The 20,996-nt window shown below is 73.7% G+C and carries 22 protein-coding genes; 11 read left to right on the forward strand and 11 right to left on the reverse strand.

What is annotated here, in order from left to right:
* Window positions 1-106: 106 nt before the first annotated feature.
* Window positions 107-772, reverse strand: coding sequence for an HdeD family acid-resistance protein (locus ACZ66Z_RS01910; RefSeq protein ID WP_469931989.1), 666 nt, complete (start codon window positions 770-772; stop codon window positions 107-109).
* A 66-nt stretch (window positions 773-838) separates the two neighbouring features.
* Between ACZ66Z_RS01910 and ACZ66Z_RS01915 the strand changes: the two genes are divergently transcribed.
* The 6 genes from ACZ66Z_RS01915 to ACZ66Z_RS01940 all read left to right on the forward strand — a co-directional run bounded on the left by ACZ66Z_RS01915 (window position 839) and on the right by ACZ66Z_RS01940 (window position 6,864).
* A complete protein-coding gene (locus ACZ66Z_RS01915; RefSeq protein WP_469931990.1) occupies window positions 839-1,582 on the forward strand; it encodes an enoyl-CoA hydratase/isomerase family protein in 744 nt (247 codons plus the stop codon).
* 82 nt (window positions 1,583-1,664) lie between these two features.
* On the forward strand, window positions 1,665-2,549 hold the full coding sequence (locus tag ACZ66Z_RS01920; protein WP_469931991.1) for an SCO6745 family protein: 885 nt from the start codon (window positions 1,665-1,667) through the stop codon (window positions 2,547-2,549).
* Between the two features lie 106 nt (window positions 2,550-2,655).
* A complete protein-coding gene (locus ACZ66Z_RS01925) occupies window positions 2,656-5,067 on the forward strand; it encodes a Tex family protein (protein ID WP_469931992.1) in 2,412 nt (803 codons plus the stop codon).
* Window positions 5,068-5,278: 211 nt separating this feature from the next.
* Entirely contained in the window at window positions 5,279-5,734 is a 456-nt protein-coding gene (locus tag ACZ66Z_RS01930) for a DUF2690 domain-containing protein (protein ID WP_469931993.1), read from the forward strand.
* A gap of 135 nt (window positions 5,735-5,869) precedes the next feature.
* Window positions 5,870-6,319: a DUF2690 domain-containing protein gene (locus ACZ66Z_RS01935; RefSeq protein WP_469931994.1), complete on the forward strand. Its 450-nt coding sequence runs from the start codon at window positions 5,870-5,872 to the stop codon at window positions 6,317-6,319.
* Window positions 6,320-6,411: 92 nt separating this feature from the next.
* Entirely contained in the window at window positions 6,412-6,864 is a 453-nt protein-coding gene (locus ACZ66Z_RS01940; RefSeq protein WP_469931995.1) for a DUF2690 domain-containing protein, read from the forward strand.
* A 72-nt stretch (window positions 6,865-6,936) separates the two neighbouring features.
* Here the strand turns inward: ACZ66Z_RS01940 and ACZ66Z_RS01945 are convergent, their stop codons facing one another.
* Genes ACZ66Z_RS01945 through ACZ66Z_RS01960 form a run of 4 tightly spaced genes read right to left on the reverse strand, consistent with a single transcriptional unit; the run spans window position 6,937 to window position 10,192 of the window.
* A complete protein-coding gene (locus tag ACZ66Z_RS01945; RefSeq protein WP_469931996.1) occupies window positions 6,937-7,338 on the reverse strand; it encodes a hypothetical protein in 402 nt (133 codons plus the stop codon).
* Complete coding sequence (locus tag ACZ66Z_RS01950) at window positions 7,335-8,066, reverse strand: 2-phosphosulfolactate phosphatase (RefSeq protein WP_469931997.1); 732 nt, start codon at window positions 8,064-8,066, stop codon at window positions 7,335-7,337. Before ACZ66Z_RS01950 ends, ACZ66Z_RS01945 begins: the two co-directional genes overlap by 4 nt.
* Before the next feature lie 28 nt (window positions 8,067-8,094).
* On the reverse strand, window positions 8,095-9,732 hold the full coding sequence (locus tag ACZ66Z_RS01955) for an ABC-F family ATP-binding cassette domain-containing protein (protein ID WP_469931998.1): 1,638 nt from the start codon (window positions 9,730-9,732) through the stop codon (window positions 8,095-8,097).
* Window positions 9,733-9,745: 13 nt separating this feature from the next.
* Window positions 9,746-10,192, reverse strand: coding sequence for a hypothetical protein (locus tag ACZ66Z_RS01960; protein ID WP_469931999.1), 447 nt, complete (start codon window positions 10,190-10,192; stop codon window positions 9,746-9,748).
* 70 nt (window positions 10,193-10,262) lie between these two features.
* Here ACZ66Z_RS01960 and ACZ66Z_RS01965 point away from each other — a divergent pair, with 70 nt between their 5' ends.
* Complete coding sequence (locus tag ACZ66Z_RS01965) at window positions 10,263-11,219, forward strand: NAD(P)/FAD-dependent oxidoreductase (protein WP_469932000.1); 957 nt, start codon at window positions 10,263-10,265, stop codon at window positions 11,217-11,219.
* Between the two features lie 88 nt (window positions 11,220-11,307).
* Here the strand turns inward: ACZ66Z_RS01965 and ACZ66Z_RS01970 are convergent, their stop codons facing one another.
* The 3 genes from ACZ66Z_RS01970 to ACZ66Z_RS01980 all read right to left on the reverse strand — a co-directional run bounded on the left by ACZ66Z_RS01970 (window position 11,308) and on the right by ACZ66Z_RS01980 (window position 15,066).
* Window positions 11,308-11,610, reverse strand: a complete 303-nt coding sequence (locus ACZ66Z_RS01970; RefSeq protein ID WP_469932001.1) for a hypothetical protein — start codon at window positions 11,608-11,610, stop codon at window positions 11,308-11,310.
* A 118-nt stretch (window positions 11,611-11,728) separates the two neighbouring features.
* The gene (locus tag ACZ66Z_RS01975) at window positions 11,729-13,042 is read right to left on the reverse strand and encodes a M14 family metallopeptidase (RefSeq protein WP_469932002.1); all 1,314 of its coding nucleotides are present in this window, start codon (window positions 13,040-13,042) and stop codon (window positions 11,729-11,731) included.
* Window positions 13,039-15,066, reverse strand: coding sequence for a Xaa-Pro dipeptidyl-peptidase (locus ACZ66Z_RS01980; RefSeq protein WP_469932003.1), 2,028 nt, complete (start codon window positions 15,064-15,066; stop codon window positions 13,039-13,041). Before ACZ66Z_RS01980 ends, ACZ66Z_RS01975 begins: the two co-directional genes overlap by 4 nt.
* 225 nt (window positions 15,067-15,291) lie before the next feature.
* On the opposite strand from ACZ66Z_RS01980, the gene ACZ66Z_RS01985 reads away from it, so the two are divergent.
* Window positions 15,292-16,842: a M1 family metallopeptidase gene (locus tag ACZ66Z_RS01985; protein WP_469932004.1), complete on the forward strand. Its 1,551-nt coding sequence runs from the start codon at window positions 15,292-15,294 to the stop codon at window positions 16,840-16,842.
* 36 nt (window positions 16,843-16,878) lie between these two features.
* Here the strand turns inward: ACZ66Z_RS01985 and ACZ66Z_RS01990 are convergent, their stop codons facing one another.
* Together ACZ66Z_RS01990 and ACZ66Z_RS01995 are read right to left on the reverse strand one after the other, a co-directional pair.
* A complete protein-coding gene (locus tag ACZ66Z_RS01990) occupies window positions 16,879-17,763 on the reverse strand; it encodes an oxygenase MpaB family protein (protein ID WP_469932005.1) in 885 nt (294 codons plus the stop codon).
* Window positions 17,764-17,859: 96 nt separating this feature from the next.
* Window positions 17,860-18,345, reverse strand: a complete 486-nt coding sequence (locus ACZ66Z_RS01995) for a F0F1 ATP synthase subunit B family protein (RefSeq protein ID WP_469932006.1) — start codon at window positions 18,343-18,345, stop codon at window positions 17,860-17,862.
* A 125-nt stretch (window positions 18,346-18,470) separates the two neighbouring features.
* Here ACZ66Z_RS01995 and sph point away from each other — a divergent pair, with 125 nt between their 5' ends.
* Window positions 18,471-19,505, forward strand: coding sequence for a sphingomyelin phosphodiesterase (gene sph / locus ACZ66Z_RS02000; protein ID WP_469932007.1), 1,035 nt, complete (start codon window positions 18,471-18,473; stop codon window positions 19,503-19,505).
* A 13-nt stretch (window positions 19,506-19,518) separates the two neighbouring features.
* On the opposite strand, the gene ACZ66Z_RS02005 is transcribed toward sph, so the two are convergent.
* Window positions 19,519-20,001 carry a hypothetical protein gene (locus tag ACZ66Z_RS02005; RefSeq protein ID WP_469932008.1) on the reverse strand — a complete coding sequence of 161 codons (483 nt, stop codon included), beginning with the start codon at window positions 19,999-20,001 and terminating at the stop codon, window positions 19,519-19,521.
* A gap of 178 nt (window positions 20,002-20,179) precedes the next feature.
* Here ACZ66Z_RS02005 and ACZ66Z_RS02010 point away from each other — a divergent pair, with 178 nt between their 5' ends.
* Window positions 20,180-20,389: an RNA polymerase sigma factor sigma-70 region 4 domain-containing protein gene (locus ACZ66Z_RS02010; RefSeq protein ID WP_093878538.1), complete on the forward strand. Its 210-nt coding sequence runs from the start codon at window positions 20,180-20,182 to the stop codon at window positions 20,387-20,389.
* Window positions 20,389-20,943, forward strand: a complete 555-nt coding sequence (locus ACZ66Z_RS02015) for a Clp protease N-terminal domain-containing protein (protein ID WP_469932009.1) — start codon at window positions 20,389-20,391, stop codon at window positions 20,941-20,943. Before ACZ66Z_RS02010 ends, ACZ66Z_RS02015 begins: the two co-directional genes overlap by 1 nt.
* Window positions 20,944-20,996: the final 53 nt, after the last annotated feature.

The following is a 20,996-nucleotide window of genomic DNA, read 5'->3' on the forward strand; positions in this document are numbered from 1 at the left end:
GATTCTCGCCACGGATCGAGTCTTGGCAATGCGCGCGGGCCTACCGACCTACTGACCATAAGTCGACACCTATCGGCCACCTTCTGATCGGCCGGGTATGCCAACGTCAGTTGTTCGACTGATCCTGTGCACTTTCTGAGGGCTCCGGAGGCGGACCCCCGGCCGGCGCCGACGGCGTCACCATACTGACGATCCGCCTGCCGCCCACCCCGATCGCGATCAGGCCCAGCCCGTCGAAGAGCAGGGCGAGCGAGAAGAAGATCCCGAGGACGTACCGGCTGCTGTGCGGCCAGTCGAACAGGACCAGCAGCCCGAGCAGCAGCCCGAAGGCGCCCTGGAGCAGCGTCCAGCCGAACTGGGGCCCGCGCACCACCACGCTGCCGACCAGCCGGAACAGCCCGCCGGTGAGGAAGAGCAGGGCGGCGAACATCGTCAGCGCCTCCGCCGAGCCGTGCGGATGGCGGATGACCACGACACCGGCCGCGATGTTCAGGGCGGCCACCACGACGGCGAGCCAGAAGTAGCTGGTGCCGCGCGACTGGACGGCCTGGAGCAGCCCCACGACGCCGCCGATGAGCAGCAGCCAGCCGAAGAGCAGCATCGAGGTCAGCGTGGCGGCCCCCGTGTAGACCAGACCGACGACACCGCCGAGCACGAGCAGGATGCCGAGCACGGCCAGCCAACTGAAGCTGCGGCTGAGCTTCTTCCCCTCGCGCTCGCTCTCCCGGACCGCGTCGGGGTCGGCTCGTGTGCCTCGGGCGTCCTTGGCCATGCGGTGCCTCCTCGGGGCGCCCCCTTCCTGATCGTACGTTCGGGCCCGGCGGATAGCATCCGGCCCATGGAGCCGCAGCTGAGGGACAGCGTCACGGACGGGATCGCCACCGTCGTCATCTCCCACCCCGCCAAGCGCAACGCCATGAGCGTCGGCATGTGGCGCGCCCTGCCCGCCGTCCTGGAGCGGCTCGCCGCCGACCCGGCCGTCCGGGTGCTGGTCCTCACCGGCGAGGGCGACACCTTCTGCGCCGGGGCGGACATCTCGGCACTGCGGGAGCCCGGGGACGAGCAGCAGACGCTCGCGGTACGGGCCGAGGAGGCGCTCGCGGCCTTCCCCAAGCCGACCGTCGCGGCGGTGCGGGGCTTCTGCGTCGGGGGCGGCAGTCAGCTCGCCGCCGCCTGTGACCTGCGCTTCGCCGAGGAGGGCGCCCGCTTCGGGATCACGCCCTCCAAGCTCGGCATCGTCTACCCCTCCTCCTCGACCCGCAGGCTCACCGCCCTGGTCGGCCCCTCGACCGCCAAGTACCTGTTGTTCTCCGGCGAGTTGATGGAGGCGGAACGGGCGCTGCGGACCGGGTTCGTGGACGAGCTGCACCCGGCGGGCGCGCTGGACAAGCGGGTGGCCGAGTTCGCCCGGGTCCTCGCCTCCCGCTCGCTGCTCACCCAGGCGGCGGCCAAGGAGTTCGTCGACGGCCGTCCGGACCGGGACGCCCACTGGGCGGAGCAGGCGCGCGGCAGCGGCGACACCGCCGAGGGCGTCGCCGCCTTCCTGGAGCGCCGCGCGCCCCGCTTCACGTACGGCCTCTGAGGACGCCGCCTCCACGGGGCCCCGCGGACTCCGTGCCGGCCGACCGTTCCCGTCGTACCGACCAGTCGGTAACGTTCGGTCCATGACGACTGCGACGACTGCGACGACCGCCCTTCCCCCGCGCGCGGGCCGCCGGTGCCACGGCGCCCTCAACCCGATCCACTCCACGCTGTACTTCTCGCCGGATCTGGACCGCGAGTTCGCCGCCCTCGGCTTCACCGACCGGAGCGCGATGCGGCTCGCCGCGCGGAGCGCCGCCCTCGGCGCGGTGGGCGCGGGCACGGTCGCCGCGGCCTTCTACAACTACAACCACGCGTTCCTCGCGCAGCACCTCCCGGCCGTCTGGGAGACCGCCTCCCCCGCCGAGGTCCTGGAGGCGCGGCTGCGGACCGTCGACGCGACCCTGCGCCGGCTGCTCGGCGACGAGGCCGTCGCCTCCGCCGAGATGGCCGAGGCGGCGGAGCTCGCCCTGCGCGCCTCCGAGGCCTGCACCCGGCACGCCCGGCCGCTCTACTCGGCGCACGCCGACCTGCCGGTGCCCGAGCAGCCCCACCTCGCCTACTGGTGGGCCGCCACCCTGCTCCGCGAGCACCGCGGCGACGGCCACCTCTCGGCCCTGCTCTCCGCCGGACTCGACCCCGTCGAGGCCGTCGCCTCGCACACCGCCACCGGCAAGGGCATGGCCCCGCGCTGGTTCCTCGGCACCCGCGGCTGGCGGAGCTCCGACTGGGAGGCGGCGAAGGAGCGGCTGCGCGAGCGCGGGCTCCTCGACGCCGAGGGCGAGCTGACGGAGGCGGGGACGGCCCTGCGCGCCGAGCTGGAGGAGCACACCGACCGGCTGGACTCCGCCCCGTACGAGCACCTCGGCGCGGCCGGGGTGGAACGCCTCACCGAGCTGGGGCGCGGCTTCCTGGTCACGGCGGTCGGCTCGGGCGCCTTCCCGGCGGACCTGCTCGGCAAGGGCTGACCCGGCGGGACGGGACGCGCGGAACGGGTCGGTTACCGCGTACGGGTGACCGACCCGGCAGAATGCACTCGCAAGCTTGAGGCACGAGAAGGCGAGTCGGGACACCGTGACGACGTCCATCGAAGCAAGGATCGCCGAGGAGCTCGGCGTACGCGAGCGACAGGTGAAGGCAGCCGTCGAGCTCCTCGACGGCGGTTCGACCGTGCCGTTCATCGCGCGCTACCGCAAGGAAGCGACCGAGATGCTCGACGACGCGCAGCTGCGCACCCTGGAGGAGCGGCTGCGGTATCTGCGCGAGCTGGAGGACCGCCGGTCGGCGGTCCTCGACTCGGTGCGCGAGCAGGGCAAGCTGACGGCCGAGCTGGAGGCGAGCATCCGGGCGGCCGACACCAAGGCGCGCCTGGAGGACGTCTACCTGCCCTTCAAGCCGAAGCGCCGGACGAAGGCCCAGATCGCCCGCGAGGCGGGCCTGGAGCCGCTGGCCGAGGGGCTGCTCGCCGACCCGTCCGTCGAGCCGACGGCCGCCGCCGCGGCCTTCGTGGACGCCGGCAGGGGCGTCGCGGACGCCGCCGCGGCCCTGGAGGGCGCGCGGGCGATCCTCGCCGAGAGGTTCTCCGAGGACGCCGACCTCATCGGCGAGCTGCGCGAGCGCATGTGGGGCCGCGGGCGGCTCGTGGCGAAGGTCCGCGAGGGGCAGGAGGAGGCGGGAGCGAAGTTCGCCGACTACTTCGACTTCGCCGAGCCCTTCACGGCGCTGCCCTCCCACCGCGTGCTCGCCATGCTGCGCGGCGAGAAGGAGGACGTCCTCGCCCTGGAGCTGGAGCCGGAGGAGCCCGTGGAGGGGCCCTCCTCCTACGAGGGGATCGTCGCGAACCGCTTCGGCGTCGCCGACCGGGGCCGCCCCGGGGACAAGTGGCTCCGGGACACGGTCCGCTGGGCCTGGCGGACCCGCATCCTGGTGCACCTCGGGATCGACCTGCGGCTGCGGCTGCGCACGGCCGCCGAGGACGAGGCGGTCCGGGTCTTCGCGGCGAACCTGCGGGACCTGCTGCTCGCCGCTCCGGCCGGCACCCGGGCGACGCTGGGGCTCGACCCCGGTTTCCGCACGGGCGTGAAGGTCGCGGTCGTCGACGCGACCGGCAAGGTGGTCGCCACCGACACGATCCACCCGCACGTCCCCGCCAACAAGTGGGACCAGGCGCTGGAGAGGCTGGCGCGCCTGGCGGAGGAGCACGCGGTCGAGCTGATCGCGATCGGCAACGGCACGGCCTCCCGCGAGACCGACAAGCTGGCGGCCGAACTCCTGGCCAAGCACCCCGAGTTGAAGCTGACCAAGGTGATGGTCTCGGAGGCCGGCGCCTCGGTCTACTCGGCCTCCGCCTTCGCCTCGCAGGAACTCCCGGACCTCGACGTGTCGTTGCGCGGCGCCGTCTCCATCGCCCGGCGGCTCCAGGACCCGCTCGCGGAGCTGGTGAAGATCGACCCGAAGTCGATCGGCGTCGGCCAGTACCAGCACGACCTGGCCGAGGTGAAGCTCTCGCGTTCGCTCGACGCGGTGGTCGAGGACTGTGTGAACGGTGTCGGCGTGGACGTCAACACCGCCTCGACGCCGCTGCTCTCGCGGGTCTCGGGCATCAGCTCCGGCCTCGCGGAGAACATCGTCGCGCACCGGGACGCCAACGGCCCCTTCCGCTCCCGCAAGGCGCTCAAGGACGTGGCCAGGCTCGGCCCGAAGGCGTACGAGCAGTGCGCGGGCTTCCTGCGGATCCGGGGCGGTGACGACCCGCTCGACGCCTCGGCGGTGCACCCGGAGGCGTACCCGGTGGTGCGCCGGATGGTGAAGGCGACCGGCGGCGAGGTCGCCGCGCTGATCGGCGACACGGGCACGCTGCGCTCGCTGCGGGCGGACGACTTCGTCGACGGGACCTTCGGTCTGCCGACGGTGACGGACATCCTGCGCGAGCTGGAGAAGCCGGGCCGCGACCCGCGCCCGGCGTTCCGTACGGCCACCTTCAAGGAGGGCGTCGAGAAGATCGGCGACCTGGCGTCCGGGATGGTCCTGGAGGGCGTCGTCACCAACGTGGCCGCGTTCGGCGCATTCGTGGACGTCGGCGTGCACCAGGACGGCCTGGTCCACGTGTCGGCGATGTCGAAGACCTTCGTCAAGGACCCGCGTGACGTGGTGAAGCCCGGTGACGTGGTCAAGGTGAAGGTCGTGGACGTGGACATCCCGCGCAAGCGGATCTCGCTGACGCTGCGGCTGGACGACGCGCCGGGCGCAGGCGGTCAGGGCGGCGCGCCCGGGCGCGAGCGGGGCGAGCGGGGCGAGCGGGGCGAACGCTCCGGCCGTCCGCCGCAGCAGCGTCAGGGCGGCGGCCGGAGGACCGAGGGCGGTGGGAACCGGAACGACCGCGGCGGGCGGGACCGTTCGGCGGCTCCCGCGCCCGCCAACAGCGCGATGGCGGACGCCCTCCGCAAGGCCGGACTGCTCGGCGAGGGTGGTGGAAAGCGCCGATAGGCGCGCAGTCCGGATGTGACTTCCACCAGGCGGTCCAAGGTCGTCCGCGTGCTTCCCGACCGGGGGCGCGGGGACGACCTCGGACCAACCGGGCATCGTGCCGAGGTGGCCCGTTTTGCCTGTTGACGCGACCACAACAGGCGATGATGATCATCTTCGGCCTCCACGGGGGAGGCGCATGATGTTCCTGTCACCGGAGGTCGTTCCACCCATGAAGCGCATGATCGCGAAGCTCGCGGGAGTCTCCGCCGCCGCATTGACCATGGCCCTGGTCCCGCTCGCGGGCACCTCGTACGCCGCCGGCTGCTCCGGCGCCGGCTGCGACAACCGCGGCCCCGTCTCCATGGGCTGCGACGCCGACGCCGTCACCAAGGGCAGCGCGACGTCCCGCACCCACTCCGGCCTCCGGGTCGAGCTGCGCTGGTCCCCCACCTGTCAGGCGGCCTGGGCCCGGGTCACCGCCACCGGCGAGCAGTGGTACGAGCGGTACGGCGTCATCGAGAAGTGGTCGGGCTACGGCACCGGCTTCCAGCGCAGCCTCCAGGTGACGTTCCCCAACCCGGGCACGGACTGGACCAACATGCTGGGCGGCTCCAGCGCCTACTACCGCGCCTGCATCAGCGCCCCCGCCGCCACGGACGAGGTGGACTGCACCCCCTTCTGGTAGACCCGCCGATCCCCGCGCACGCGTGAACGAGGCAGTCCGCTCTGCTCGTTGACGTGCACAGGACAGGCACCTGAGATCTCCCGCGGCCTCCGCGGGGCCGCGAGGACGTTCCCCTCCCGAAGGAAGCAACAACAGATGAAGCGCATGATCGCGAAGCTCGCGGGCGTCTCCGCCGCCGCGATGACCATGGCCCTGGTCCCGCTCGCGGGCACCTCGTACGCCGCCGGCTGCACCGGCGCGGGCTGCGACAACCTCGGCCCCGTCTCGCAGGCCTGCGACGGCGACGCCGTCACCAAGGCGTCCGTCTCCGACGGCATCGACAAGGCCGAGCTGCGCTGGTCGCCCAAGTGTCAGGCCGCCTGGGTCCGCGTGACCGACCCCTACGGCCCCGACAACTGGTGGGACCACCTCGGCTACATCGAGAAGCACAACGGCTACGCCGGCCCGCTCGTCCGCAGCCTCTCGGTCAAGATCCCGGACCCGGGCTCCGACTGGTCCAACATGCTCGGCGGCAGCGGCTACTACTACCGCGTGTGCCTCAAGGACACCGGCACGGGCGACGTCACCTGCAGCCCCTACTGGTAGACCCGGACCCCGCGTCCGCGTGAACGGGCCGCAGCCCCTCGTTCCGTGGCCCGCAGCCCATCCCACCCCTCCCCCGGAAGTGGCATCCCCTGATGAAGCGCATCCTCGCGAAGATGGCGGGCGTGTCCGCCGCCGCGTTGACCATGGCCCTCGTCCCGCTCGCGGGCACCTCGTACGCCGCCGGCTGCTCCGGCGCCGGCTGCGACAACCGCGGCCCCGTCTCCATGGCCTGTGACGGCGACGCCGTCACCAAGCAGACCGCGTACGCCGACGGCAGCCTCAAGGCCGAGCTGCGCTGGTCCCCCGCGTGCCAGGCCGCCTGGGTCCGCGTCACCGACCCCTCCGGCCCCAACGCCTGGTGGCCCAAGTACGGCTACATCGAGAAGTGGTCGGGCTACGGCACCGGCTTCCTCCGGAGCCTCCAGGTCGAGTTCCCCGACCCGGGCAGCGACTGGTCGAACATGCTCGGCGGCAGCGGCTACTACTACCGCGTCTGCATCAAGGACTCCGGCACGGGCCAGATCGACTGCAGCGGCTTCTGGTAGACCGCCGACCCCCGCGTCCGCGTGAACGGGGCCGCAGCCCGAAGGGCTGCGGCCCCTTCGCGTCGCACCCGCCTACGGCAGGAAGCGCAGCGCCCAGTCGGCGCGGTTCGCGACCGAGAGGTCGTCGTCCTCGGTCATCGGCTGCAGGAGACGACGGGCCGCCTTCGGGTCCGCCTGGACCAGGTCGACGATCTCGGCGGCCAGGCCGTCCTGGTCGTCGCCGAGGTCGACGGCGGAGGCGCGGATCAGGGCCGGAAGGGCGTCCGGGCCCCCGAGGGCCGCCAGGACGCCGCCGAGGAGCTCACGGGCATAGGCGTTCCGCTCCGTGAGGGCACGGTCCAGCTCCGCCTGGAGGCGCGGCAGGAGAGCGGCGTCACCCGAGGCCGCGATCTCGTCGGCGAGGTCGATCGTCTCGTCCACGTCCGCGTCCAGATCGTCCAGCATCTCGGTCAGCCGGGTCAGTAGGTCGGTCATCGTGCCTCCTGGAAAGCGCCCTCCACGAGGACGGGTACGGTCGTCGAGCGGTCGATCTCGGCGGCCACGGCCACGTCCTGGGGAAAGCCGTACTCGTACAGTTCACGGCCCGAGTCGCAGCCGTGCAAGGCGGCGACCGGGTCCTCGGTCGCGTCCCACAGCGTGGCCGCCGCGGTCGCCTCCGGGGTCATCTGGATGCGCGGGCCCCCGAGGGCGGAGAGCACCGCGCCCGCGCCCAGCAGGTCTTCGAGCGCCGGGCGGAGCGAGCCGTCGGGCCACCGCTCGCCGGAGGCGATGACGGCGAGCGGGCGGTCCGCCGTGCCGTACCCCAGGTCGCGGAGCCGGCGGGCCACCGCCGAAGGGTTGCGCAGGGAGGCCGCGACGACGGTCGCGCCGCCCGAGGCGGCCTCGGCCGCGACGGTGGAGCCGTTCGGGGACGGCAGGACCAGGCGCGGCGGCCTCGGGGCGGCGCGCAGGGCGGCCGGGGACAGCGACCACGGGTGCGCCCCGGTGGCCTCGCGCCGGCCGACGGCGAGCACGGCGTCCCCCTCCCGCGCGTACGCGACGGCCGTGGCGTCCCTCCAGCGGTACGGGAGGACGGCGGTGCCGCCCTCGACGGCGACGCCCACGGAGGTGGTGAAGGACAGCACGTCGACGACGACCACGCAGGCGGCCGCCGGGGCGAGGACCCGTGACTCGACGGGCCCCCAGCCGAAGGAGACCGTCATCGCGGGCACCGTGGGCACGGAACCGGCATCAGAGCTCGGTCACCTTGCCGTCGGCGACCTCGACGCGGCGGGTGGTGCGGACCGCGTCGAGCATGCGCCGGTCGTGGGTGACGAGCAGCAGCGTGCCGGTGTACGAGTCGAGGGCGGACTCCAGCTGCTCGATGGCCGGCAGGTCCAGGTGGTTGGTCGGCTCGTCGAGGACGAGCAGGTTCACGCCCCGGCCCTGGAGCAGGGCCAGCGCGGCGCGCGTCCGCTCGCCCGGGGAGAGCGTGGTGGCGGGCCGCATCACATGGACGGCCTTCAGCCCGAACTTGGCGAGCAGCGTGCGGACGTCGGCGGGCTCGGTGTCGGGCACGGCCGCGCAGAACGCCTCCAGGAGCGTCTCCGTGCCGTGGAAGAGCTTGCGGGCCTGGTCGACCTCGCCGACGACGACGCCGGAGCCGAGGACCGCGTCGCCGGAGTCCAGCGGGAGTCGGCCGAGGAGGGCGGCCAGCAGGGTCGACTTCCCGGCGCCGTTGGCCCCGGTGACGGCGACCCGGTCGGCCCAGTCGATCTGGAGGGTGACGGGGCCGAAGGCGAAGTCGCCGCGGCGCACCTCGGCCTCGCGCAGGGTCGCGACGACCGAGCCGGAGCGGGGGGCAGCGGCGATCTCCATGCGCAGCTCCCACTCCTTGCGGGGCTCGTCGACGACGTCGAGGCGCTCGATCATGCGCTGGGTCTGCCGGGCCTTCGCGGCCTGCTTCTCGCTGGCCTCGCTGCGGGCGTTGCGGCCGAGCTTGTCGCCGTCGGTGGCCTTGCGGCGCGCGTTCCGCACGCCCTTGTCCATCCAGGACCGCTGCATGTGACCGCGGGCTTCGAGGGCCGCCCTCCTGCCCGCGTACTCCTCGTACTCCTCGCGCGCGTGGCGCCGGGCGGTGTCCCGCTCCTCCAGGTACGCCTCGTAGCCGCCGCCGTACAGGGTGATCTGCTGCTGGGCGAGGTCGAGTTCGAGGACCTTGGTGACGGTGCGGGTGAGGAACTCGCGGTCGTGGCTGACGACGACCGTTCCGGCGCGCAGCCCCTTCACGAAGGTCTCCAGGCGCTCCAGGCCTTCGAGGTCGAGGTCGTTGGTGGGCTCGTCGAGCAGGAAGACGTCGTAGCGGGAGAGCAGCAGCGAGGCGAGGCCGGCGCGGGCGGCCTGGCCGCCGGAGAGGGCGGTCATCGGCTGGTCGAGGCCGACGGTGAGGCCGAGGGAGTCGGCGACCTCCTCGGCGCGCTCGTCGAGGTCGGCGCCGCCGAGGTCCAGCCAGCGCTCCAGGGTGAGGGCGTACGCGTCGTCCGCGCCGGGCGTGCCGTCGACGAGCCCCTGGGTGGCCTCGTCCATGGCGGCCTGGGCGGCGGCGACGCCGGTGCGGCGGGCGAGGAACTCCCGCACGGTCTCCCCCGCGCGCCGCTCGGGCTCCTGCGGGAGGTGGCCGACGGCGGCGGTGGGCGGGGAGAGCCGCAGCTCGCCCTCCTCCGGGGTGTCGAGCCCGGCGAGCAGCCGCAGCAGGGTCGACTTGCCGGCGCCGTTGACGCCGACGAGGCCGATGACGTCGCCGGGGGCGACGACGAGGTCGAGTCCGGCGAAGAGGGTGCGCTCGCCGTGGCCGGCGGCGAGGTCCTTGGCGACGAGGGTTGCAGTCATCAGGGAACGCATCCTAGGCGACGTGGCGACACGCCGAGGATTCGAGGAGCCGGAGCAGTACGGAGCGGTAGGTCGCGCCGTGGAAGCGGTACGGCCCGACGCCGGGGTAGCCCTCGTGCACGGGGTCGGCGGCGGTGCCGGTCCGCCAGGCGAAGTCGCGCCAGACGACGTCCCCGCCCTCGCGGGCGACGACGGCGGTGACCGCGCCGCAGCCGGGGTCCTCGCAGTCGGGGCAGGAGTGGATCACCCGGCGGGTGCCGTCGGCCGGGAGGAGGCGGTGGGCGTGCTCGGCGCGGACGGTGGGCGGGAGGTCCGCCGCGAGGGGCGAGACGGCGTCGTAGCCGTCGGTCTCGTCGAGCCGGTGGAGCAGCGGCCTGCCGTCGACGAGGAAGTCGTGGTGGCGGTCGCCGTCCGACGGGGCGGCGGGGACGAGGTCGAAGGACGTGTGCGGGACCGGCATGACTCGAGTCTTCCCCCCTTCCGTGGCCGCACCGTCCCGGAAATGTCCCGGTCCCGGTACGGTCCGGATCATGAGGAGCGACGTGATCGTGGTGGGGGGCGGGGTCGTCGGTCTGGCGACGGCGACGAGGCTGGCGGAGCGCGGGCTGCGGGTGCGGATCCGGTCCCGGGACGCCGTGACGCGGACGACCTCGGCGGTGGCGGGCGCCCTGTGGTGGCCGTACCGCATCGAGCCGGCGGCCGAGGTCGGGGCCTGGGCCCTCGCCTCCCTGCGGGTGTACGGGGAACTGGCCGCCGATCCGGAGCGCAGCGGGGTCCGGTGGGTGGACGGGGTCCACGCGGGCACGGTCCTCGGAGGGCTCGGTCCGTGGGCCGAGGAGGTCCCGGGGCTCCGGCAGTTGGCGCCGGAGGAGGTGCCGGGGCCGTACCGCACGGGGCTCGCGGCGCGTCTGCCGCTGATCGACATGCCGGTCCACCTGGCCTTCCTGCGCGGCCGGTTCGAGGCCATGGGCGGGATCTTCGAGGAGCGCGGGGTCGACGGCTTCGAGGAGGCGGCGGCGCTGGCCCCGGTGGTGGTCGACTGCACGGGGCTCGCGGCGCGGGAGCTCGCCCCGGATCCCGGAGTGCGGCCGGTGCGGGGGCAGTTGGTCCTGGTGGAGAACCCGGGGATCGAGGAGTGGTTCACGGCGGCGGACGAGTCGGCGGGCGGGACCACGTACTACTTCCCCCACGCCGACCGGCTGGTCCTCGGCGGGACGGCGGAGGAGGGCGACGAGCGGCTCGCCCCGGACCCGGCGACGGCGGCGGCGATCGTGGCGCGGTGCGCGCGGGTGCGACCGGAGATCGCGGGGGCCCGGGTCCTCGGGCACCTGGTGGGGCTGCGGCCCGCACGGGTGGGCGGGGTGCGGATCGAGGCGGTGCCGCTGCCGGGCGGCGGGCGGCTCGTCCACCACTACGGCCACGGCGGCGCGGGGGTGACGGTGGCCTGGGGCTGCGCGGAGCGGGCGGCGGAACTGGCGGTGGGCTGAGGACGGCCTTCCCGCCCGGCCGGAAGGCGGTGGGAACGACCGCGGGGCGGTTGCCTCCTTCCGGATGGCAACCGCCCCGCGTGAGGCACTACTTCCAGAGCGGCGGCTTGTTGTTCCGGTCCGCGTCGGCGCACTGCCGGGCCCTGCGCTCCAGGGCGTCGGCGCGGGCGAAGGCCTTGCGGGCCTCCGCCGTGGCGCCGAGGTGCTTGAGCCGGTTGCCCCGGTCGCGCTCCTTGTGGGCGTCCGCCCGCAGCTGGGTGACGTTGCAGGTGATGGGCTTGGCTGCGGCCGGGTCGGCGGTCACCGTCTGGCCGAGCAGCACGCCCCCGGCGAGCAGCGTCGTGGCGAGCAGAGCCGTGAGCGTACGGCGTGCGGGCTGGGTGTGGCGCATGGTGGTTCTCCAACTTCGGGGCCGTGGAGCCCCGTTCGAGGCATGGTCAGTACCGACCGGTAACTTTACCTCGGCAAACGTCGGAATCGCATCGCGCCGGGCCGGGGGCACCCGATCGTCAACACTCCTCCACAGGGCCCCCACTGACGAGGTGATGGGGGGACCGGGCGTCCAGGAGCAGCGGGACGAGCGCGCGCTGCGACTGGCGCAGCGGGACGAACGCCCCGGCACCCTCCGCCCGTGCGGTCACGCCGTGCAGGGCGAGTTCGTCGGCGACCCCGGCGTACTGCGCGGCGTCCAGCCGGTAGCCGCAGGGCGGGTCGGCGAGGATCTCCCCCGGCTCGGCCGGGTCGTTGTCGGCGCCGCCGAGGTAGACCGGGCCCCGGTCGGCGAAGCCGGCGCTCCGGGCGAGGGCGGTGGCCGCCGCGAGCGGCCCGCGCCGCTCGTCGAGGTAGGCGAAGGCCCCCTTCAGGGCGGCGTGCTGGGTGGCGACGCGACGCCGGTGGTTGAGGGCCGGATCGTCCTTCTCGGCCTGGTCGAGGGCGTCCACCCGGGTCTCGACGAGCAGCCCGGCGGAGTGCTTGACCCCGGCCGTGTTGCGCAGGATCCGCTCCTGGCCGTCGCCGGCGACCTGCTTGACCGGCTCGCCGGTGAGGGGGTCGGTCCAGATGCCGTAGATGCCGCTGCTGTAACCGGCGAGCCCGGCGGCCGGCCGGACGTAGGACTCCGAGAGCGCCCGGGACTCGTCGTGGACGCGCGGGTCGGCGTCGAGGCTGCGGGGCCAGAGGGCGAGCAGGTCCTTGTCGTAGTAGCGGGGGGTGGCGCCGTACTCGTGGAGGTCGTACACGAGGGCGGGCTTCCGGTCGCGGACGACGGCGGCGATCGCGCGCGCCTCGGCGGTCCGCAGGGCGAGGTGGTCGCGGTTGACGTCGATTCCGTCGCCGTTGCCCCGGGTGTCGGCCTCCCGGCCGTCGGGGTTGGCGGTGGGGACGACGAGGAGGGTGGTGCGGGCGAGGAGGCGCCGGGTCTCCGGGTCCTGGGCGTACGCGAGGTCGCGCACCGTGCTCAGACAGGCCTCCCGGCCCGCCGGCTCGTCGCCGTGCTGGCTGCAGACGAGCAGCACGGTGGTGCCCGCGCGGCCCGTGCCGACGGTGACGAGCCGCATCGGGCGGCCCTGGCCGGTGGTGCCGATCCCGCGCAGCGACACCCGGTCGCTCCCCCGGTCGACCGCCGCGAGGAACTCGCCCTCCTCGGCCCCGGTCGTCCACCGGGCGCCCCGGCTCTCCTCGAAACCGGTGCGCGGGAGGGTCTTCGCGGGCGCGCTGTCCGCCGCCTTCGCGGGGACGGTGACGAGCGGCAGGGCCAGAGCGGCGACGCCCGTCACGAGGGCGAGCGTCCGCCGGGAACTCCTTCTCACCGTACGGGGGTTCATCGGGCGGCTCCAGGACGGGCGACCGGGCCGGGCAGGCGCGGTCCGGTGACGGCGGTCGGCGGGACGGAGCCGGTCGGGGACGGGACGCGGGTGGGCGACGGCACGGCCGGGGCCGCTCCCGTCGTCGCCCGGTCGAACGCCCCGGCACCGCCGACGAGGGGCAGCTTCGCCCAGGTGCGGGCGAGGTCGAGGGTGAGGGTCGGGGTGGTCGACGGAGGGTCGAGGAGGTCCTTGTCGGTGCCGCCGACGATCAGGGCGAGCCGGTGGCCGGCCGGGACGACGTGGTCGGTCGGGGCGAGGTCCAGGGTGAGGGTGTACGCCCTTCCGGGGGTCAGCGGGCGCTCCCGGCGCGGGTCGGCCCAGGTGCCGAGGTCGGCCCAGCCCCGGCTGACGACGGTGTACGCGACGTCCGTCGTGCGGGCCGCGGTCTCCTTGAAGCAGGCGCTGTCGCCCGGCGTGCTCGCGCCCCAGCAGGTGCGGTCGGTGAGGGTGGTGATGCCCTCGCCGGCCGCCGCGTAGTCCCGGACGGTGTCGGGGCCGAGGTCGACGAGGACGGCGGAGAGGTGTGCGGTGGAGGTGGTCGGGGTCGCGGTGACCGTCACCTTCGAGGAGCCGGAGATCCGCAGGTCGCGGGAGAGCGGACGGGTGACGAACCCGGCCTTCTCGGGGGTCGCGTCGTCGATCCGGGCGGCCCAGTCCAGCTCGCCCAGGCCCGGGTCGTCGGTGAAGGTCGCGGTGGAGCCGGGGGCGGCGGCCGCGCGGCCGAGGACGCCCGGGCCGGGGGCGGCGCCGGGGGCGGGACGCAGGGTGGTGGCCGTCGCTGCGCGCGAGGGCCACTGCCGGTCGGTGGTCCAGACGTCCGGGGCGCGCTCGATGTCGGCGACGGGCTCGCGGTCGACGCCGTTGTCGTGGCCGAGGAGGTAGTGGTCGAACCAGCGGTGCAGGGTGCGGACCCAGTCGGCGCGCCGGAAGTCGAAGGGGTCGACGTGGCCGGTCTGGGAGAGCCAGATCTTCCGCTCGACGCCGTGGGCGGCGAGCGCCTCCCACCACCGGCCGAACTGACCGGTGCGGACGTTGAGGTCCTGCTGTCCGTGGACGACGAAGACGCTGGCCCTGACCTTGCCGGCGTCCTTCGCGTAGTCGCGCTCGGTCCAGGCCGGGGTCCGGTCGCCGCTGTAGGGGGTGCCCGCGGTGATCCGCTCCTGGACGGCACCGCAACGGCCCTGCGCCTCGGGGCTGTTCACGTACTCCGAGAGCCAGCTCGGGTTGGCGTCGTAGAGCGGGGCGCCCTGCGAGTGGAAGTAGTCGTACCAGGAGGAGATCGCGGCGATCGGAACGATCGTTTTCAGCCCTTCCACGCCGGTGGCGGCGACGCCGTTGGCGAGGGTGCCGTCCCAGCTCTTGCCGATCATGCCGACGTTCCCGGTGCTCCAGGCGGTGGCGCGGGCCGGGGTCCCGCCGGTGCGGGAGGTGTAACCGCGGGCCCGGCCGTTCAGCCAGTCGACGACGGCCTTCGCCGACTGGACGTCGGAGCGTCCGCCGACGTCGTCGCAGCCGTCGGAGCGATTGGTGCCGGCGAGGTCGACGGCGACGAAGGCGTAGCCGCGGGGGACGAAGTAGTTGTCGTAGAAGAGCGGGAACTGAACGGGGTCGCCGTCGGCGTCGTAGGTCTTCTTCTGGCTCTCGTTGCCGCGTCCGCAGCAGGAGTAGTACGGGCTGGCGTCCATGATGACCGGGATCCTCCGGCCGGCCGCCGCGGGCTCGCGGGGGCGCACGATGTCGACGGCGACCCGGTCGGCGCGTCCGTCGCCGTCGCCGTCGAGGCCGGTGTCGACCCAGACGGACTCGCGGACGGCGTCGGCGTACGAGTGGACGGGCCGGGACTCGCGCGGGAGGGACGGCAGCGGTTCCGACCGCGCGCCGGCGGGGGTGACCAGGGTCGCGAACAGGGCGGCCGTGGCCGCGGACACGAGGGTTCCGTACGTCAGTCGGGCTCCGCGGGTTCTCCGCTTTCGCATCGGCATGCGCCGGAACGTACCCCGGTCAACTCCCGGACAGAAGAGTGCCGCAGGGAATCAGGGGCGATTCGGGGTCATTCCGGTGACGGACGGGTTCGTGTCGGCCGAATGGCGATCGTGTGACAGGGGGTCCTCTGGACGTGACGGTGCGTCGAAGGGCTGAATAAGGTCCGAACTAAGGACCGACGACCACCCGCGCGTCTTACGTTTCTTATGACTTGGGGAGCACCTGTGCACCGCAGACTCATCGTTCCGAGCGCCCTCGCGGCCTCCCTGCTGCTGGCGATCCCGGCATCGGCGGCCTCCTTCACCCCCGGCGCCCCGGGCATCGGCGACTCCTACTACCCCGCCAGCGGCAACGGCGGCTACGACGTCTCCCACTACGACCTGCGCCTGAAGTACCAGCCGGAGACGGACCTCCTGGAGGGCACGGCGACGATCCTCGCCACCACCAAGCAGGACCTGTCCCGCTTCAACCTCGACCTCGGTCTGAAGGTCGGTGAGATCCGGGTGAACGGCCGCCCGGCGAAGTTCGCCGCGTCGGGCGACCACGAGCTGGAGGTCACCCCGGCGTCCCCGCTGGCGAAGGGCACGCAGATCTCGGTGGTCGTCCGCTACGCGGGCAAGCCCTCCGAGTTCAAGGTCGACGGCTGGTCGGCCTGGGCCCGCACCCCGGACGGCGGTGTCGCCGCGCAGGAGCCGGACTCGGCCGTCTGGTGGTTCCCGTCCAACGACCACCCGCTGGACAAGGCCACCTTCGACGTCTCGGTGCTCGTACCGGACGGTCACCAGGCCATCAGCAACGGCGTGCTGCAGTCGCAGTCCTCGCGGCTCGGCTGGACCCGCTTCAACTGGCGCTCCAACAAGCCGCAGGCGACGTACCTGGCGACGCTGGCCGTCGGCAGGTTCGACATCACGACGGACAGGACCGCGAACGGGCTGCCCGTCCTCAACGCCTACAGCAAGGACCTCGGCGACAACGCGGGCGCGGCGCGCGCCTCGATCGAGCGCACGACCGAGGTGGCGGAGTGGCTGGAGTCGGTCTTCGGGCCGTACCCCTTCAACTCCCTGGGCGGCTACGTGCCGAACGTGACCAGCGGTTTCGCCCTGGAGACGCAGACCCGCCCGTTCTACAGCCCGCGTCAGTTCGCCAACGGCGCGAACGTGTCGGTGGTCGTCCACGAGCTGGCGCACCAGTGGTACGGCGACAGCGTGTCCGTCGGCGACTGGAAGGACATCTGGGTCAACGAGGGCTTCGCCCGCTACGGCCAGTGGCTGTGGTCGGAGAAGGAGGGCGAGGGCACGGCCCAGGAGCTGGCGGACTACGTGTACGCCTCGCGGCCGGCCGACGACCCGTTCTGGGCGGTGAAGCCGGGTGACCCCGGCGCCGAGAACCAGTTCCACGGCGCCGTCTACGACCGGGGCGCGCTGGCGCTCCAGGCCCTGCGCAACGAGATCGGCGACGAGGACTTCTTCGCGATCCTGAAGGGCTGGCCGCAGGAGCACGCGTACGGCAACGCGCACGTCTCGGACTTCGTCCGGTACGCGGAGCGCGTCTCCGGCAAGCCGCTGGCCGCGCTCTTCGACACCTGGCTCTACCAGCCGTCGAAGCCTGCCGCCCGGGCCGCCGCCCCGGCCGGCCGGTCCGCCCCCGCGGCGGCGCCGTCGGCCCGCTCCGCCGCGAAGCCGGCGAAGCCGGCGAAGCCGAAGTCGTGGAAGAAGATCGCGGAGACCAACACGATCCACGAGACCGACGCCCACGGGGGCCGCGCCGGGCGCTGACCCGAAAGGCCCACGGGGTCCCCGCGGGGCCGTCCGTCAGCGCGTCGCGCGGCGGGCGGTCTCGCGGGCCTTCCGGGCCAGGGGCAGGTAGCGCAGGCGCTCGGGCAGGACCGGGACCACGGCCCGGACGATCCGGGCGAACCGGCGCAGGGCGCGTTCCTGCGCGTCCGTCCACTCCAGGCCGATGGACTCCCGGGCGTCCGGCGGCATCAGGCCGACGGTGAGGAAGGCCCGCAGCCGCAGGAAGGGGCGGCGGAGGACGGGCCAGAGGAGGCGGAGGGCGAGCCGCAGCGGCAGCGGGCCCCGGTCCGGGGCGGGCACCGGTGCGTCGGTGTCGAGCAGCTCCCGCACGACGGTGGTGGCCTCGATCTCCTCGTCGAGGACCTTCCGGTAGTACGGCCAGAACGCCTCGATCGTCTGCGGCATGTCCCGGTCGTGGATGCCGAGGATCCGGCCGACCTGGAGCCACTCGGCGTACAGCTGCCGCTCCTGCGCCTCGGTGAGGGGGCGGGCGAGGAGGCCGAGCCCGTACCGGTAGACGGGGAAGCCGGTCGCGTGCACCCAGGAGTAGTAGGCCGGGGTGAGCGCGTGGTAGCGGCGGCCGTGGGCGTCGGTGCCCTGGATGGTCCGGTGCAGCTCCCGGAGCCGGCGGCCTTCCGCGGCGGCCTCCTCGCCGCCGTAGATCCACAGCTGGAGCGAGCTCAGGGACCGTTCCCCGCGGCCCCAGGGGTCGGTGCGGAAGACGGAGTGGTCGTCGACGCCGGCGCCGATCGCGGGGTGGGCGACCTGCAGGGCGAGGGCGGCGGGCAGCATCAGGAGCGCCCGGACGTCCCCCGCGACGCTCCACAGCACTCCGCCGACGGGCGGCGGCAGGGGGTCGTGACCGGCGGGGGCCCGGTCGAGCGGCTTCACGCGTTCCATGGCCTTCTCCTCATGTCTCCAGGCTGCACCCATGACGAAGGGGCCGTCACGCGGGCGCTGCGGCCCGGGTGACGGCCCCTTCGGGGAAGTGCGGGGTCAGGCGCGGTCGGCGCCGACCGGCTCGCCGACGATGCGGGCGGCGAGGGCGTGGGCCCAGGCCTCGACGTCGGCGTTGAGCTCGCGCTCGGCGGCGGCGCGCTCCTCGGCGATCCTGGCGGCACCGGCGGCGAGGATCGCGTCGCGCTCGGCCTGGCCCTCGGCGCGGGCGGCGGCGATGGCGGCCGAGCCCTCCTCGGTGGCCTGGGAGCGGATGCGCGCGGCCTCGTGGCGGGCCTCGGCGAGCTCCGCCTCGTACTGCTCGCGGATCGCGGCGGCCTCGGAGCGCAGGTCGTCGGCGCGCTCGGTGCCGCCGTCGATGGCGTCCTCGCGCTGGTCGAGGGTGCGCTTGATCTTCGGAAGGATGCCCTTCGCCATGATGAGGAAGGTGAGCCCGAACAACACCAGGCCGAGGATGAGCTCGGCCCAGACGGGGTTGAGCGGACCGAGGTCCATCTTGAAGACAGTGGAGTTCGCGAGGGTCATGCGCGCATTCTACCTGCTCCAAAAAGTGACAAATCAGACACCGGGACGAGAGTTGGCGTGATCTTGCGGGCTCGGCAAGATTCCCGGCATCCAGAGGCTACCGGAAGGTAACCACGGCTGATTGTATGTGCGGCGCCAGTCCAACCCCCCACGCACTCACGGGAGTTCACGTGTCGCTCGCCGCGCTCCGCCGCGCCCCCGGCGCCGCCCTTTCGCTCGCGCTCGCCGCCGCCACCCTGGCGACGGCCGCCCCGGCCGCGACCGCCGCCTCCGCCACGGCGGCCGAGGCCCCGCGGCTGAAGGTGCTCACGTACAACACGTTCCTGATGTCGAAGACCCTGTACCCGAACTGGGGCCAGGACCACCGGGCCAAGGCGATCCCCGCCGCACCCTTCTTCCAGGGGCAGGACGTCGTCGTGCTGCAGGAGACCTTCGACAACTCCTCCTCGGACGCCCTCAAGGCGAACGCCGCCGCGCAGTACCCGTACCAGACCCCCGTCGTCGGCCGCAGCAAGACCGGCTGGGACGCCACCGGAGGGGCCTACTCCTCGACCACGCCCGAGGACGGCGGGGTGACGGTCCTCAGCAAGTGGCCGATCGTCCGCAAGGAGCAGTACGTCTACAAGGACGCCTGCGGCGCCGACTGGTACTCGAACAAGGGCTTCGCCTACACCGTCCTCAACGTGAACGGCAGCCTCGTCCACGTCGTCGGCACGCACGCGCAGTCCACCGACCCGGGCTGCTCGGCCGGCGAGGCGGCGCAGATGCGCAGCCGGCAGTTCAAGGCGATCGACGCCTTCCTCGACGCCAAGAACATCCCGGCGAACGAGCAGGTCGTCGTGGCCGGTGACATGAACGTCGACTCGCGCACCCCCGAGTACGGCACGATGCTCGCGGACGCGGGCCTGGCGGCGGCCGACGCCCGCACCGGCCACCCGTACTCCTTCGACACCCGGCTGAACTCGATCGCGTCCTACCGCTACCCGACGGATCCGCGCGAGGACCTCGACTACGTCCTCTACCGGTCGGGGAACGCCCGGCCGGCCGGCTGGACCAACGACGTGGTCCTGGAGCAGAGCGCGCCGTGGACGGTGTCCAGCTGGGGCACGCAGTACACGTACACCAACCTCTCCGACCACTACCCCGTCACCGCCTACTGACCGGAACGGCTCCTCAGTGGCGGTACTGACCGAAGAGGCTGTACAGCCAGGCGCCGAGCACCGCGACGACGCAGAGCAGGACGAACCAGGAACCGGGGCCGGTGTGCCGCTCCCCGCGGGGGCGGCGGCCGGGGCGGGCAGCCCGCCCCGGCTCCCCCTTCTTCCCGGGCCGTCCCGCACGGGAGGGCCCGGGCGCGGGCCCGGCGGCCGCGGCGACCTCGGCGAGCAGCCGGCGGCAGACGGTCGCGAGCTCCGCCGTCCCGGCCGCCAGGTCGACGACCACCTCCGTACGGGCCGGGGCGGTCGTACCCCCGTCCAGGATCCGCCCGGCCCGCAGCAGGGCCCGGTCCTTCCCCCCGGTCGGGGCGAGACTGATCCAGCGGCGCACGTGCTCGCCCCGGATCACCACACCGCCGCCCCGCTCCCGGTAGACGGTGTGCTCCCGCCACAGGACCCCGGCCAACTCGTCGGCGGTCTCCCTGAGTTGCGCGTACATCTGACTCCCCTGTGTCCCCGTGTCCCCGTGTTCCCGATGCGAACAGCCGCCCGACTCTAACGGGCCCCACCGACACCCCTCACGACGCCCCCCACCCGCCGAAGTCGTACACGGCGACCGACACCCCGGACGTCAACCTGGGTTGACACTCCTCCGGATGTCAACCTACATTGACGACATGACCGATGCGACCGATCTCGCCGCGCGAGCCGGTGACCGTGACCCCCGGGTCGGGTTGCGGGCCGTCTCCGCCCTGCGGCGACTGCTGGAACAGCTGGAGGCCGTCCAGGTGCGCGGTGCGCGCAACCAGGGATGGTCGTGGCAGGAGATCGCGACCGAGCTGGGTGTCAGCCGGCAGGCCGTCCACAAGAAGTACGGGAGGCAGTGATGCTCGAACGGTTCACGAAGGCCGCGCGCGCCACGGTGAAGGGCGCGGCCGCGCACGCGGAGCGCGGCGGGGCCGCGGTCGTCACGCCCGAGCACCTGCTGCTGGCGCTGCTCGACCGGGAGGGGACCCGCGCGGCGGCGGTGCTCGGGCGGCTGTGCCCGCCGGAGCGCCGCCCGTCCCTGCTCGCCGCGCTCTCCGACGCGCGGCGCCGGGCCGGACTGTCCCGGGCGGACGCGGAGGCCCTGGCCGGCCTCGGCATCGACGTCGGCGCGATCGTCGAGCGTGTCGAGGAGAGCCACGGCGCGGGCGCGCTGGCGGGCGACCGCAGGGACGCCGGGTGGTGGTCGGGCCGTCCCGGCTTCTCCCGCGAGGCGAAGACCGTCCTGGAGAAGTCGCTCCGCGTGGCCCTGGCCCGCAAGGACCGCGAGATCGGCGACGAACACCTCCTCCTGGCCCTCACCACCCTCGGCGGCGTCGTCGCCGAGGCGCTGGCCGACCACGGCGTCACCTTCGCCTCCGTCGAGACGGCCCTGTCCTCCCCCGTCCCCCTCTGACCCCCGCCGCTCGGAGGCCCGCCGGGCCTCCGAGCGGCGGGAGGAGCCCTTCG

The organism is Streptomyces sp. NPDC107498, assembly GCF_055582805.1.